11 protein-coding genes are annotated in these 14,152 nt (G+C 70.4%); 10 read left to right on the top strand and 1 reads right to left on the bottom strand.

Features of this window, described 5'->3' with window-relative positions:
* The first annotated feature begins 211 nt into the window (after positions 1 to 211).
* The 9 genes from ACZ5WC_RS06540 to ACZ5WC_RS06580 all read left to right on the top strand — a co-directional run bounded on the left by ACZ5WC_RS06540 (position 212) and on the right by ACZ5WC_RS06580 (position 9,977).
* Positions 212 to 376 carry a hypothetical protein gene (locus ACZ5WC_RS06540; RefSeq protein WP_468539742.1) on the top strand — a complete coding sequence of 55 codons (165 nt, stop codon included), beginning with the start codon at positions 212 to 214 and terminating at the stop codon, positions 374 to 376.
* A gap of 254 nt (positions 377 to 630) precedes the next feature.
* Entirely contained in the window at positions 631 to 1,872 is a 1,242-nt protein-coding gene (locus ACZ5WC_RS06545) for an amidohydrolase (RefSeq protein ID WP_468539968.1), read from the top strand.
* A 195-nt stretch (positions 1,873 to 2,067) separates the two neighbouring features.
* The gene (locus ACZ5WC_RS06550; RefSeq protein ID WP_468539743.1) at positions 2,068 to 3,114 is read left to right on the top strand and encodes a BMP family lipoprotein; all 1,047 of its coding nucleotides are present in this window, start codon (positions 2,068 to 2,070) and stop codon (positions 3,112 to 3,114) included.
* A 418-nt stretch (positions 3,115 to 3,532) separates the two neighbouring features.
* Positions 3,533 to 5,116 carry an ABC transporter ATP-binding protein gene (locus ACZ5WC_RS06555; protein ID WP_468539969.1) on the top strand — a complete coding sequence of 528 codons (1,584 nt, stop codon included), beginning with the start codon at positions 3,533 to 3,535 and terminating at the stop codon, positions 5,114 to 5,116.
* Positions 5,113 to 6,231: an ABC transporter permease gene (locus tag ACZ5WC_RS06560; RefSeq protein WP_311121156.1), complete on the top strand. Its 1,119-nt coding sequence runs from the start codon at positions 5,113 to 5,115 to the stop codon at positions 6,229 to 6,231. The genes ACZ5WC_RS06555 and ACZ5WC_RS06560 overlap by 4 nt, the downstream gene beginning before the upstream one ends.
* Positions 6,228 to 7,490: an ABC transporter permease gene (locus ACZ5WC_RS06565; RefSeq protein ID WP_096623526.1), complete on the top strand. Its 1,263-nt coding sequence runs from the start codon at positions 6,228 to 6,230 to the stop codon at positions 7,488 to 7,490. Before ACZ5WC_RS06560 ends, ACZ5WC_RS06565 begins: the two co-directional genes overlap by 4 nt.
* On the top strand, positions 7,487 to 7,885 hold the full coding sequence (locus ACZ5WC_RS06570; protein WP_096623528.1) for a cytidine deaminase: 399 nt from the start codon (positions 7,487 to 7,489) through the stop codon (positions 7,883 to 7,885). The genes ACZ5WC_RS06565 and ACZ5WC_RS06570 overlap by 4 nt, the downstream gene beginning before the upstream one ends.
* Positions 7,886 to 8,011: 126 nt before the next feature.
* The gene (locus ACZ5WC_RS06575) at positions 8,012 to 9,289 is read left to right on the top strand and encodes a thymidine phosphorylase (protein WP_468539744.1); all 1,278 of its coding nucleotides are present in this window, start codon (positions 8,012 to 8,014) and stop codon (positions 9,287 to 9,289) included.
* A gap of 97 nt (positions 9,290 to 9,386) precedes the next feature.
* Positions 9,387 to 9,977: a Uma2 family endonuclease gene (locus tag ACZ5WC_RS06580; RefSeq protein ID WP_468539745.1), complete on the top strand. Its 591-nt coding sequence runs from the start codon at positions 9,387 to 9,389 to the stop codon at positions 9,975 to 9,977.
* Positions 9,978 to 10,068: 91 nt separating this feature from the next.
* On the opposite strand, the gene ACZ5WC_RS06585 is transcribed toward ACZ5WC_RS06580, so the two are convergent.
* Complete coding sequence (locus ACZ5WC_RS06585; RefSeq protein ID WP_468539746.1) at positions 10,069 to 13,371, bottom strand: S8 family peptidase; 3,303 nt, start codon at positions 13,369 to 13,371, stop codon at positions 10,069 to 10,071.
* A 254-nt stretch (positions 13,372 to 13,625) separates the two neighbouring features.
* On the opposite strand from ACZ5WC_RS06585, the gene ACZ5WC_RS06590 reads away from it, so the two are divergent.
* Positions 13,626 to 14,000: an STAS domain-containing protein gene (locus ACZ5WC_RS06590; RefSeq protein WP_468539747.1), complete on the top strand. Its 375-nt coding sequence runs from the start codon at positions 13,626 to 13,628 to the stop codon at positions 13,998 to 14,000.
* Positions 14,001 to 14,152: the final 152 nt, after the last annotated feature.

Below are 14,152 nucleotides of genomic sequence, written 5' to 3' on the forward strand. Positions count from 1 at the left end.
CGTTGTAGCGAGTCGCGGCCTGGAGCGACGATCAGGTCGGTCGCACGGCAGGCGGCCGACGCCCGGCTCGCCGTCCGAATACGGGCCGTGCACCAGGAATCCGACGGCACCCACGGTGCCCCGAGGACCACCGCCGAGCCCCGAGACGAGGGCGAGCGGGTCAACGATCTGTGGTCGGGGCCAAGGCCCGTGGGGGGTGTGCGACGCCGGAGTGGCTGCGATCGCTACGGTCGACATCGAAGGCACCGAGACAGCCACCGAGCTGCCGTCCAGCGCGGTCATCATGCGCCTGGCCCGCGCACTGGACCTCACGGTGGACGTGCACCTCGCCGGCGGAGACGAGTCCACCGTCACCGTCGTCGCCCCGGCGGCGTGAGGCGTCGCTTGACGATCATTCGGAATTCCTGGAACTCCCCAGGCGGTGCAGGCGGAGCGAGGCGTGTCCACGCCACCCGGGTGGGTACGCCCCGCTCTTGCGGTTCAAGCCCGTCGTGGAAACTACCCGGTATACCCGCAACCGCCCAGCGTCACACGTCCTCCCCTGAACTTTGTTCGCCTGTGCGGCTGAAGTTTTGTTGATCTGTGGCCAGTTGAAGGGGCAAGGGGCCTACGCTTCATAAGGTGAACCAGTTGAAGTCCCGCGCCTCCCGCCTCCACGACCTGCCCGACGCCGAGCAGCCGGGGGGAGGCGGCCTGCCGGGGCGGCTCCCGGACGAGCTTCGGGCCGAGCTGATCGCCTTCCGCCGGGATCTGCACATGCACCCCGAGCTCGGCAACCAGGAGTTCCGTACCACCGCGGCCATCAAGGACCGGCTGGAGAAGGCCGGGCTGAGGCCGCGGGTGCTCGCCGTGGGGACCGGGCTCATGTGTGACGTGGGGGAGTGGGACGGCGTGACGCCCATGCTGGCGTTGCGGGCGGACATCGACGCGTTGCCGATCCCGGACACCAAGGCCGGCGTCCCCTACCGGTCCACCGTGCCGGACCGGGCGCACGCCTGCGGGCACGACGTGCACACCACCGCCGTGCTCGGGGCGGGGCTCGTGCTCGCCGGGCTGGACCGGCAGGGGCTGCTGCCCAGCGCCGTGAGGCTGATCTTCCAGCCGGCCGAGGAGGTCCTGCCCGGCGGTGCGGTCGACGCGATCGAGTCCGGGGTGCTGGAGGGCGTCGGGCGGATCATCGGGGTGCACTGCGACCCGAAGGTCGACGTCGGGCGGATCGGGCTGCGGATCGGGGCCATCACCTCCGCCTGCGACCGGCTGGAGATCGCGCTCGACGGGCCCGGCGGGCACACCGCCCGGCCGCATCTGACCACCGACCTGGTCACCGCCGCCGCCCGGATCGCCGTCGACGTGCCCGCGCTGCTCGCCCGCCGGGTCGACGCCCGCGCCGGGCTCGCGCTGACCTGGGGGCGGCTGGAGACCGGGCACGCGCCCAATGTCATCCCGCAGCACGCCGAGCTGTCCGGTACCGTCCGCTGCCTGAATCTGGACGCCTGGCGCGAGGCCCCCGACCTGGTGCACGCCGCCATCGACGAGGTGGCCGGAATGCATCGGGCCAAGACCGTGATCAATTACGTGCGCGGGGTGCCGCCCGTGGTGAACGACGCCGAGAGCATCGGCCTGCTCGACGCCGCGATGACCGAGCGCCGCGGATCGCATGCGATCGAGGACACCGAGCAGAGCCTCGGCGGCGAGGACTTCTCCTGGTACCTGGAGCGGGTGCCGGGCGCGATGGCCCGCCTCGGCGTCCGCACCCCGGGCGACACGCGCGGGCTCGACCTGCACCGCGGCAACTTCGACGTGGACGAAGAGGCCATCACCGTGGGCGTCGAGCTGTTCACGGCCGCCGCACTGCTCGACAGCAACCGATAGCAGCCGTTGGCGCAGCGTTGACGCAGTCTTCGTGGTCCGTTCGTGGACTCCGGGGACAGCTTGTGGACGCCTTCTGTTCGCGACGATCCGATAACGGCTTCCGTACGTGCTCTTATCTGACATCTACGCGCGTTACGATCGCGGCGAAACCAGCGCCGGAAGAGGCGCTTCGGTCAGGTTTGAAGGAGCCTTCCCTTGCGCCGGATCACCAGGATTGCCACCGCGGGCGTTGCGTCCGCGGCGCTCGCCCTCAGCGTCACCGCGTGTGGCGGAAGTTCGTCGGACGCCGGTTCCGACTCCGACGGCGACAAGGCCGCCATTGCGTACGACATCGGTGGCCGTGGCGACCAGTCGTTCAACGACGCCGCCTACGCCGGACTCGAAAAGGCCGAGAAGGACCTCGACGTCCAGGGCAGCGAGGCCGAGCCCTCCGACGGCGAGGGAGACGCGGACAAGGTCCAGCGCCTCACCGAGCTGGCCCGCTCCGGCAACAACCCCGTGATCGGTGTCGGCTTCGCCTACGCGCCCGCCATCAAGAAGGTCGCGCCGAAGTTCCCGAAGACCACTTTCGGCATCATCGACGACGCCTCGGTCACCGGCGACAACATCGCCAACATCGTCTTCAACGAGGAGCAGGGCTCCTACCTCGCCGGCGTCGCCGCCGCCAAGGTCACCGAGTCGAAGACGGTCGGCTTCATCGGCGGTGTCGAGACCCCGCTGATCAAGAAGTTCGAGGCGGGCTTCGTCCAGGGCGTCAAGGACACCGACGCCTCGGTCAACGTGCTTCCGCAGTACCTGACGCAGCCGCCGGACTTCGGTGGCTTCTCCAAGCCCGACCTCGGCAAGGCCGCCGCACAGGGCCAGCTCGACAAGAAGGCCGACGTGATCTACTCGGCCGCCGGTCTGGCCGGTTCCGGTGCCATCGAGGCCGTCTCCAAGGCGGGCAAGTGGAACATCGGCGTCGACTCCGACCAGTACCAGCAGAAGGGTCTCGCGCCCTACAAGGAGTCCATCCTGACCTCGGTCACGAAGGACATCGAGGACGCGGTCTTCAACCTGATCAAGTCGGTCCAGGACGGCAAGCCGCAGACGGGTGAGATCCGCTACGGCCTGGACAAGAACGGGGTCGCCCTGTCGATGTCCAACCCGGCCTTCGCCGAGATGAAGGACGTCATCGCCGCCGTGGACAAGGCCAAGCAGGACATCATCGACGGCAAGATCACCGTCAAGTCCGCTCCGTAAGGCGCCAGGGGGTGCCCGGCACCCCCTGAGCCCGACGGCCCAGCCAGGGCCTCGGGTCCCGACGGCCCCCGCGCCGTCACCCCGGCCGGTTTCCCAGGCCCTGCCCGTACACCGCTCGGCTTCCGCCGCCGCGGCGCACGGGCAGGGCCGCGGACCGGCCCGCCTCCGCTTCCGCCGTCCGGGGGTTTCACCGAAACCTCCGCGGCGACCCGCGCGGAACCCGACACCCGAAGAAGATCCGCCTCTCGCAGCGCTCTCCCACCCGGCCCGAACCCGCGTCCGGGCCGCGATGTGCACCCGTGTTTCACGATTCGGCAGCGCTACGCGTGTAGACAGCTCTCCGGCGCGATAACTTCACCCCCGCCCCCAGGGGGCCTCCGACAGCCCCTCAGCCCCATCAGCCCCTCCGCCCCCGCTCCTGTCCGGCCAAGGAGAGTGCGTCATCAACGCGTCCAGCAGCCCCCCTGCCGTAGAACTGCACGGCATCACCAAGCGCTTCCCCGGCGTCGTCGCCAACCACGACATCGACATCACCATCGGCAAGGGCACCGTCCACGCCCTCGTCGGTGAGAACGGTGCCGGCAAGTCCACCCTGATGAAGATCCTCTACGGCATGCAGAAGCCGGACGAGGGCACCATCGCGATCGACGGCGAGCAGGTCTCGTTCTCCAACCCGGGCGACGCCATCGAGCGCGGCATCGGCATGGTGCACCAGCACTTCATGCTCGCCGACAACTTCACCGTCCTGGAGAACGTCGTCCTCGGCGGCGAGCAGCTGTACGGCATCGGTGCCGGCGCCCGTAAGAAGATCAAGGAGATCTCCGACGCGTACGGGCTCGGCATCCGGCCCGACGCGCTCGTGGAGGACCTCGGGGTCGCCGACCGGCAGCGCGTGGAGATCCTCAAGGTCCTCTACCGCGGCGCCCGCATCCTGATCCTGGACGAGCCGACCGCGGTCCTCGTGCCGCAGGAGGTCGACGCGCTCTTCGCCAACCTGCGCGAGCTCAAGGCCGAGGGCCTCACCGTCATCTTCATCTCGCACAAGCTGGGCGAGGTGCTCTCGGTCGCCGACGAGATCACGGTGATCCGCCGCGGTACGACGGTGGGCACCGCCGACCCGGCCACCACCACGACCAAGCAGCTCGCCGAGCTGATGGTGGGCAGCGAGCTGCCCTCGCCGGAGACCCGTGAGTCCACCGTCACCGACGTGCCGATGCTGCGCGTGCGGGACCTCGCGCTCACCGTCACCGACCCCGACGGCACCGTCCGCGACGTGCTCGCGGGCATCGACTTCACCATCCACCAGGGCGAGGTCCTCGGGATCGCCGGTGTCGAGGGCAACGGCCAGACCGAGCTCATCGAGGCCCTGATCGGCATGCGCGACCCGGACGCCGGGGTGATCACCCTCGACACGGACGACATCTCGCACGCCCCCACCCGCAAGCGGCGCGAGGCCGGTATCGGGTACATCCCCGAGGACCGCCACCGCCACGGCGTCCTGCTGAACGCCCCGCTGTGGGAGAACCGCATCCTCGGCCACGTCACCGAGAAGCCCAACAGCCGGGGCTGGCTGCTGGACAACAAGGCCGCCCGCACCGACACCGAGCGCATCGTGCGCGAGTACGACGTGCGCACCCCCGGCATCGACGTCACCGCGGCCTCGCTCTCCGGCGGCAACCAGCAGAAGCTGATCGTCGGCCGCGAGATGAGCCACGCACCCAAGTTCCTGATCGCCGCCCACCCCACCCGCGGTGTGGACGTCGGCGCGCAGGCCCAGATCTGGGACCAGATCCGCGAGGCCCGCCGCGAAGGACTCGCCGTCCTGCTGATCTCGGCCGACCTGGACGAGCTGATCGGGCTCTCCGACACGCTGCGCGTCATGTACCGCGGCCGACTGGTCGCCGACGCCGACCCGGCCACCATCACCCCGGAGGAACTGGGCACGGCCATGACCGGTGCCGCCACCGGTCACCTCGAAAGCCCGGAGGACGAGGCCCGATGAAGAAATTCGACAAGGACCGGCTGATCCTGGGCTTCGCCGGCCCGGTGCTCGCCCTGGTCGTCGCCCTCGTGCTGACGACCGTGGTGCTGCTCGCGTCCGGGCAGAACCCCTTCGAGCCGTACCGGATCATGTTCGAGTCGGCCAGCTACGCCGACGTGCAGGTCCTGATCGTCAACCAGGCCGGTACGTACTACCTCGCCGCACTCGCGGTGGCCGTCGGCTTCCGGATGAACCTGTTCAACATCGGCGTCGACGGGCAGTACCGCCTCGCCGCCATGGTGGCCGCACTGGTCGGCGCGAGCGTCACCCTGCCGGGGCCGCTGCACATCGCGCTGATCGTGATCGTCGCGATGCTCGTGGGCGCGTTCTGGGCCGGCATCGCGGGCTTCCTCAAGACCACCCGCGGGGTGAGCGAGGTCGTCTCGACGATCATGCTCAACTCGATCGCCACCGCGCTGGTCGCCTGGCTGATCCTGCCGAAGAACTTCGGTGAGCAGCCGCCCGGCTCCAACAACCTCACCACCGGTGAGATCGCGGAGTCCGGCTGGTTCCCGGGGCTGCCGATGGGCGACCTGGCCGGAGAGATCTACGGCTTCACCTTCGTCGCCGCCGGCTGCGGCGTCCTGTACTGGTTCGTGCTGAACCACACCCGGTTCGGCTTCGACCTGCGCGCCACCGGCGCCAGTGAGAGCGCCGCCCAGGCATCCGGTGTGGACGCCAAGAAGATGATCCTCACCTCGATGCTGATCTCCGGCGCGGTCGCGGGCCTGGCGGGTATGCCGACGCTGCTCGGCGACACCCACACCTACAGCCTCGACTTCCCCACGGGCATCGGCTTCACCGGCATCACCATCGCGCTGCTGGGCCGCAACAACCCGCTCGGCATCGCCCTCAGCGCCCTGCTGATCGCGTTCCTGGACAAGTCCTCGGCCTCGCTCGACCAGTACGGGTACGAGAAGGAGATCGCCACGATCATGCAGGGCCTGATCGTGATCTCGGTCGTCGTCTCCTACGAGCTGGTCCGCCGTTACGGCATCCGCCGCCAGCAGCAGAAGGTCGGCGAGGAGCTCGCCGCCGGACACGCCCTCACGACCGAGAAGGAGGCGGCCCTGTGAGCACCAGCAAAACCATCGCCGCACGCCCCGCCCCTCTGAAGGGCGGCCGCCGCAAGCTCTCCCTGCCCGTCGTCCTGCTGATCATCGCGGGCGCGCTCGCCCTGGTCTCGCTGGTGCGCCTCATCAGCGGCGCCAACGACATCACCTCGGTCGGCCAGGTCCGCGGCGCCCTGGCGCTCGCCGTCCCGATCGGCCTCGCCGGGCTCGGCGGTCTGTGGGCCGAGCGCGCGGGCGTCATCAACATCGGCCTCGAAGGCATGATGATCCTCGGCACCTGGTTCGGGGCCTGGGCCGGGTTCCAGTGGGGCCCGTGGGTGGGTGTCCTCTTCGGCATCCTCGGCGGCTGCCTCGGCGGCCTGCTGCACGCGGTCATCACCGTCACCTTCGGCGTGAACCACATCGTCTCCGGTGTGGCCATCAACATCCTCGCCGTCGGCGTCACCCGCTACCTCTCCAACTTCGCCTTCGACGGCGTCCAGGGCGGCTCCTCCAAGCAGTCCCCGCGCATCGACCCGATCGACAGGATCACGGTTCCGGGGCTGTCGGACTGGATGCAGGACCTGCAACAACAGCACTGGTTCCTGATCTCCGACCTCGCGGGCATCATCGGCGGGCTCGTCACCGGCCTGTCCCTGCTCACCGTCGTCGCCCTGCTCCTGATCCCCGCCACGTGGTGGATTCTGTGGCGCACCCCGTTCGGGCTGCGGCTGCGCTCCTGCGGCGAGAGCCCCACGGCCGCCGAGACCCTCGGCGTCAACGTGTACAAGTACAAGTACATCGCCGTCACCGTCTCCGGCGGTCTGGCGGGCCTCGGCGGCGCGTTCCTCGCGATCGTCGCCACCGGCATCTACCAGGAGGGCCAGACCGGCGGCCGCGGCTACATCGGCCTCGCCGCGATGATCTTCGGCAACTGGATGCCGGGCGGCATGGCGCTGGGAGCCGGGCTCTTCGGCTTCACCGACAGCCTCAAGCTGCGCGGCGGCGCGGAGAACGTCCACGCGATGCTGCTCCTGCTGGCGATCCTGCTGGTCATCGCGGTGCTCTGGCAGCTGTACAAGAAGAAGTACGTCTCCGCGGCGATCGCGGCGGTCATCTCGGCGCTGCTGTTCACCTGGTACTTCCTGACCGACCAGGTTCCGAGCCAGTTCGTCGACGCCGCTCCGTACGTCACCACGCTGCTGGTCCTCTCGCTCTCCGCGCAGCGGCTGCGGATGCCGAAGGCCAACGGCATGCCGTACCGCAAGGGCGAGGGCAAGTGACCTCGTTCGGCGAGTCCGACTGGGAGGCTCTGCGGGAGGCCGCACGGGACGCCATGTCCCGTGCGTACGCCCCCTACTCGGGCTTCCCGGTCGGGGTGGCCGCCCGGGTGGACGACGGCCGCACGGTCACCGGCTGCAACGTGGAGAACGCGTCGTACGGCCTCTCGCTCTGCGCCGAGTGCGGTCTGGTCTCCCAGCTCCAGGCCACCGGCGGCGGCCGGCTGACCCACTTCACCTGCGTGGACGGCACCGGGGCGATCCTGGTGCCGTGCGGCCGGTGCAGGCAGCTGCTGTACGAGTTCGGCGGACCGGAGCTCCTGCTGGAGACGCCGGACGGCCGACGCACGCTGGATGCCATGCTGCCGCAGTCGTTCGGCCCTCAGCATCTCGGCTGAACCGCGACTCCCGGCGGTGGCTCTTCCCCTCGTGGAAGGGCCACCGCTTTTCCCCTCTCCCCCTCCCCCTCTCTATGCGCGTAGAGTCGGCAGGACCCTGCGTACGCACCGGCCGGAAGGACTCCCATGGACGCCATCTCCGTCATCCGCACCAAGCGGGACCGAGGCGAGCTGACCCCCGAGCAGATCGACTGGGTCATCGACGCGTACACCCGCGGCGAGGTCGCCGACGAGCAGATGTCCGCCCTCGCCATGGCGATCCTGCTCAACGGCATGAACCGCACCGAGATCGCCCGCTGGACCGCCGCGATGATCGCCTCCGGCGAGCGGATGAACTTCGACGCGCTCTCCCGCCCCACCACCGACAAGCACTCCACCGGCGGCGTCGGCGACAAGATCACTCTGCCGCTGGCCCCCCTCGTCGCCGCCTGCGGCGCGGCCGTGCCGCAGCTCAGCGGCCGGGGCCTCGGCCACACCGGCGGCACCCTGGACAAGCTGGAGTCCATCCCCGGCTGGCGGGCGCACATCTCCAACGCGGAGATGCTCGACGTCCTGGACACCACCGGCGCGGTCATCTGCGCCGCCGGTGACGGGCTCGCCCCCGCCGACAAGAAGCTGTACGCGCTGCGCGATGTCACCGGCACCGTCGAGGCCATCCCGCTGATCGCCAGCTCGATCATGTCCAAGAAGATCGCCGAGGGCACCGGCGCGCTCGTCCTGGACGTCAAGGTCGGCTCCGGGGCATTCATGAAGACCATCGAGGACGCGCGCGAACTGGCCTCCACCATGGTCGCGCTCGGCACCGACAGCGGCGTACGGACGGTGGCCCTGCTCACCGACATGTCGACCCCGCTCGGCCTCACCGCGGGCAACGCCCTGGAGGTACGGGAGTCGGTCGAGGTGCTGGCGGGCGGCGGCCCCAGGGACGTCATCGACCTCACCCTCGCGCTCGCCCGCGAGATGCTGGACGCCGCCGGACTCAAGGACGCCGACCCCGAGAAGGCGCTCGCCGACGGCTCCGCGATGGACGTCTGGCGCCGGATGATCTCCGCCCAGGGCGGCGACCCGGACGCCACCCTCCCGGTCGCCCGTGAGCAGCACGTGGTGACCGCGCGCTCCTCCGGCGTCCTCACCCGCCTGGACGCCTACGACGTCGGCGTCGCCGCCTGGCGCCTGGGCGCGGGCCGTGCGCGCAAGGAGGACCCGGTGCAGGCGGGCGCGGGCGTCGAACTCCACGCCAAGCCCGGCGACACCGTCACCGAGGGCCAGCCCCTGATGACGCTGCACACGGACACCCCGGAGAAGTTCGACTACGCCCTGAAGGCCCTCCCGGACGCGTACGACATCGCCCCGGCGGGCACGCCGTTCGCGCCGCTCCCGGTGGTGCGGGAACGTATCGCCTGACCTGCGGTTTCCTCGTACGGGTGAACGGGACCGGTGGACTGCCACCGGTCCCGTTCGGCATGCTGGAGTCGGTGACGTACCGATAGAGGAGACCGCCATGAGCGCACTCACCGTCGACCCCGTGCCGGGCCACGGCCAGGACTGGGACGACACCGTCCGGATCTGGGAGGAGACGGACGCACCCGAGGGCTGCAAGGTGGAGATCATCGAGGAGATCGTCACCGTGTCGCCGCCACCGTCCAAGGACCACAACACCACCGCTGAGCTGCTCCAGCGCAGGCTCTACACCGTCATCCCGGAGGACTGGGGGATCTACCAGACCCTCGGCCTCTCGCTGCCGGGCCGGGGCGGGATCTACATCCCCGACCTCGTCGTCGTGGACCGCGCCACCGCCTCCGGGCCGGGGAACACCGTCCCCGCCGAGGAAGCCCGCCTCGTCGTGGAGATCACCTCCCGCGCCAACGCCAACCACGACCGCGTCAGCAAGGTGAACGGCTACGCCAAGGCCGGGGTGGAGCTGTTCCTGCTCCTCGACCCCTGGCACTCCGGCCGCCCGACCGCGACGCTCTACGGGGAGCCGGACGGCGGTACGTACCGGGTCCTGGAAACGGTCGAGTACGGACGGAAGCTGACGCTCCCCGCGCCGTTCGAGCTGGTTCTGGACACCGGCGTCCTCCCGGTCAGCTGACGCACGAACGGCCCGCCGCGCGGAAGGGGTTCCGTGCGGCGGGCCGCCGTCGTGCGGGGCGCCCTGAGGGCGGACCACCCGCGAGCGCCTGCTACTTGCCCAGGTAGGCGCTGTAGATCTTCACCGACGAGATGTTGCCCTTCTTGTCGGTGACCGTGGCGGAGAAGGAGATCGCCTTGCCCTTCGCCGGGTTCTTGACGGTGATCCTCCCCTTCTTGACCGTGACCTTCTTCCAGGTCTTTCCGCCGTTGTAACTGACGTACGTCTTCAGCGACTTCAGGTTCCTGCCCGCGGCCGCGCCGTGCACCTCGACCGGGACGGAGGCGGTCCTGCCCGCCTTGGCCCGGCCGTCGGCGCCCTCGGCCGGGGTGAACCGGACCGTGGAGACCGGCAGCATGGTGAAGCCGGTCTTCTTGGAGCGGAACGTCCAGGACGCGTCCACGCGGGTGGAGAGCGGGCTGATCTTCGCGCTGTGCCTGACCGAGGTCGTCAGCTTGTACTTCGCCGCGCCGGCCGGCACCTCGAAAGGCTCCCAGCCGGTGAGCGGGTCGTTGTTCTGACCGAACTTCTTGCCGTTGCGGTACAGGACGGTCTTGACCGACGAGAGCGCGTGTGAGCCCGGGTTGCCCCGGCCGTCGGCCAGCAGCGGGAGCGATCCGCCGATCGCGTTGCCCTCACGGGTGATGCCGAATTCCTTGTTCACCAGCGGCCCGAACACCGGGGTGTTCACGGTCTTGGAGTACGTCCTGCCCGCCTTGTACGCGGCCATGTCGCCGATCGCGTAGCCGGCCTCGTAGGTCGGGAAGCCGTCCGCGTCGACAGGGCCCAGCTGGCTGAAGTCGAGCGTCCACCGCACCTTGTCGGCAGTGGTGACGTACAGCGTGCGGGTGCCCGGCAGCTTCTGCTCGACCGGGCTGATCCAGCCGCCGCCCGATGTGGGCAGGACCCCCCAGGCGCCGATCGCGCCCTTCTTCTTCGGCGCGCTCGCCCCCATGGCGACCTTCAGCTTGGCCAGCCGGCCCGCGGTGAACTTCCGGTGGTAGCCGGTCGCCAGCTGCTTGACCTTGCCGCCGACCGCGACGTCGTACTGCGTGGACGCGTTCGTGGTCCAGGTGCCCGTCCAGTGCTGGGCGAGCGAACCGTCGGTGATCTTCGGGCCCGCGTGCAGCGTGCGGAAGTGCGCCGGGGAGTCCATCAGCCAGCCGAAGGACACCTGGTCGTTCTTCGACTGGACGGAGTAGTCGGGCGTGAACGTCGACGCCTTCGCCTTCTTGGCCGGGAACGTGAAGGACACCGGCTTCGCCTTGCGGGCGTCGAACGTCAGCGAGGTGTTCTTGGCGACCGTGAGCTTCGGCTGGGCGATCCAGTCGACGCCCTTGGTGAAGTCCTCCGGGTGGCCGTAGACCGTGGAGTTGACCACGTACGTGCCCTTGGGCACCCGGATCTTCGCCGTGCCGTCGACGACCCGCGGATTCAGGAACGTGCCGCCGGCCTTGTCGTCGAAGCCGTAGAGCATGCTCTCCGCGTAGGGCGCCGGGCGGCCGTCGCGCCCGAGGTGCTTGACGGTGAGGTCGTAGCTCTCGGCCTCACGCTCGACGGCGGCCGCCGTGCGCACGGTCTGCCCGCCGCCGGTCGCCACCACGTACGCGGAGTAGATGCCGTCCGCCGTGCCGCCGATGCGGGTGTCGGCGGTCAGCGCCGCCTCGGCGGTGCCGCCCGCGGGCACGGTGACCTTGCCCGTGCCGAGGGTGAAGAAGCCCGCCGGGGCGGGCTTGCCCGTCGGACCCGTGCCCGTCACCTTCAGATCGAGGGTGACGTCGCTCGTACCGAGGTTGCGGTACGTCACCTTCTCGGTGACCGGGACGTCGTCGGTGTGCGGCCACTGCTGCACACCGAAGCTCACCGAGACCGGATCGGCGACGACGCTCTGGGTGATCGCCCGGTCCACCGCGATCCGGCCGGAACCCTGCTGGAACGGGTGGTACGCACCGGGCTTGGTGGACGCGGTCAGTGCGCCCTTCAGCTCCGTGTACGACCAGTCCGGGTGCTGCTGCTTGAGCAGGGCGGCCGCGCCCGCGACGTGCGGGGTGGCCATCGACGTACCCGAGATGGTGGCGTAACCGGCGGGCTTCTCGCCCACCTCCCGGGCGATCGCCGAACCGGGCGGGATCGCCGCCGTGGTGTCCACGCCGGGGGCCGTCACATCCGGCTTGATCGCCCCGTCACCGATCCGCGGACCACGGCTGGAGAACTCCGCCAGCTGGTCCTTGTCGTCGACCGCGCCCACGGTCAGCGCGGCGTCCGCGCTGCCAGGCGAGCCGACCGTGCCCGCGCCGCCGCCCTCGTTGCCCGCGGCGATGGCGAACAGGACGCCCTTCTCGGCCGACAGCTTGTCGACCGCCGCCTCCAGCGGGTCCACCTCCGGGGTGTCGGGGCCGCCGAGGCTCAGGTTGACGATGTCGGCGCCCTGGGCGACCGCCCACTCCATTCCGGCCAGGATGCCGGAGTCCTCGCCGTAGCCCTCGTCGTCCAGCACCTTGCCCGAGAGCAGCTTGGCGTCCGGGGCCACGCCCTTGAACCTGCCGCCCGACCTGGCGCCGGTGCCCGCCGCGATCGAGGCGACGTGCGTGCCGTGGCCGACCCGGTCCTTGAGGTCCTTGGACGCGCTGAAGTTCTTCGACGCGAGGATCTGGCCCTTGAGGTCGGGGTGGCTGGTGTCCGTCCCGGTGTCCAGGACCGCGATCTTGACGCCCTTGCCGGTGAACCCGGCCCGCCAGGCCTTCGGGGCGCCGATCTGCCCCACGCTCCGGTCCAGGCTCGCCCGGCGCACGCCGTCCAGCCAGACCCGGTCGACGCCCGCGGCGGTGGTCACCCGCTCGGCCCCGGCGCGACGCTCGGTGAGCGCCTTCCAGATGTCCGGCGCGTCGGCGGTCGGCGTGGTCACCGACTCGGCGTTCAGCGACTTCAGGCTCCGGCCGACCTCGGTGCCGCCCGCGTCGCGGACCTGCGCCTTCGCGGCGGAGGCCTGCTTGCCCCGGTAGCCGACGATCAGCTTCAGGCCGTTCCGCTGGGCCCGCAGGTTCTCCGGCCGGCTCAGCTCGGTGACGTCGAACAGCCGCCGGTCGAGCTTGCCGGAGACGATCAGCCGGTGGGCGTCGGCCGGGACGACGAGGGTGTGTCCCTTGTTGCTCATCCGCTGGACCGGGATGTGCTCCCGGCCCTTCGCCGGCCGGAAGGCGACCGGTAGGCCCTTGGCGTCCACGGTGACCCGGTCACCGGTGATGAGGGTCAGATGGTGCAGCTCCCGGTCCTGGGCCTGCGCGCGGATGCCGGACGTCCCCCTCGGGTCCGGCTGGGCGACGGCGGGGCTGACCATGCCGGCCGCCAGTGCCACGGCGGCCGCTGTGGCGGCCGCGGGTATGCACGCGTTTCTCACGTGTCTGCGCAACTCTCCCCCTGGAGAACTCGATGGTTCTTCGTGCCGTCGGTCCGCAGGCCCACAGGAATAGCGACGGGTGCGGCCGCCGGTTCACCGAACTAGAGGGAAAGCCGGGTGCGTTGGTTCGCGGAATCCGCACGGAAGCCCCGACATGACGCAAAAGTGCCCCTGCGTGGAGGCCGAGCGAAGTGGGCCGTGCGGTGGGGCCGATGAATTTCGCCCGCGCGGGCGGTCTCCCTGGTGTGGATGCCGAGAACCCGATCACCCTGACCGTGACCGGCCGGGTCAGCCGTGCTGTCGTACCCGGCCTCTGTGCCGACCTGGAGCGTGCCCTCGCCGGGCCGCGGGGCGCCGCGCTCGCTCCCGGAGCGGCGGTGGACTGCGATGTGGGCGGCGTGGTCCGGCCGGATCTGACCGCCGTCGAGGCGGTGGCCCGGCTGGCACTCGTCGCCCGCCGGGCCGGGCACACCCTGCGGCTGCGCCGGGCGGAACCCGAATTCCGGGCGCTGCTGGACCTGGTGGGGCTGGCCGAGGTGGTGGCCCTGGAGGAGGGCCCGGAGGAGCGGGTGCCGGAAGCGCACTGACGTACGGAGAACGGCCGACGGGCAGTCGGCCGTTCTCCGTACGCAGGGACCTCAGGGCGTGCGTACGGTCTCAGGACATGCGCACTGCCTCAGGGCGTGCGTACGGTGTCAGACGCGCGCGGGCGGGTCTCAGCACACGCGTACGGTCCCAG

It is taken from the genome of Streptomyces sp. NPDC033165 (assembly GCF_055577965.1).

Bases quoted from the DNA above. Each gene is read 5' to 3' on its own strand.
- ACZ5WC_RS06580 (WP_468539745.1), top strand. From the start codon at position 9,387: ATGAGCGCACTCACCGTCGACCCCGTGCCGGGCCACGGCCAGGACTGG.
- ACZ5WC_RS06560 (WP_311121156.1), top strand. From the start codon at position 5,113: ATGAAGAAATTCGACAAGGACCGGCTGATCCTGGGCTTCGCCGGCCCG.
- ACZ5WC_RS06575 (WP_468539744.1), top strand. From the start codon at position 8,012: ATGGACGCCATCTCCGTCATCCGCACCAAGCGGGACCGAGGCGAGCTG.
- ACZ5WC_RS06590 (WP_468539747.1), top strand. From the start codon at position 13,626: ATGAATTTCGCCCGCGCGGGCGGTCTCCCTGGTGTGGATGCCGAGAAC.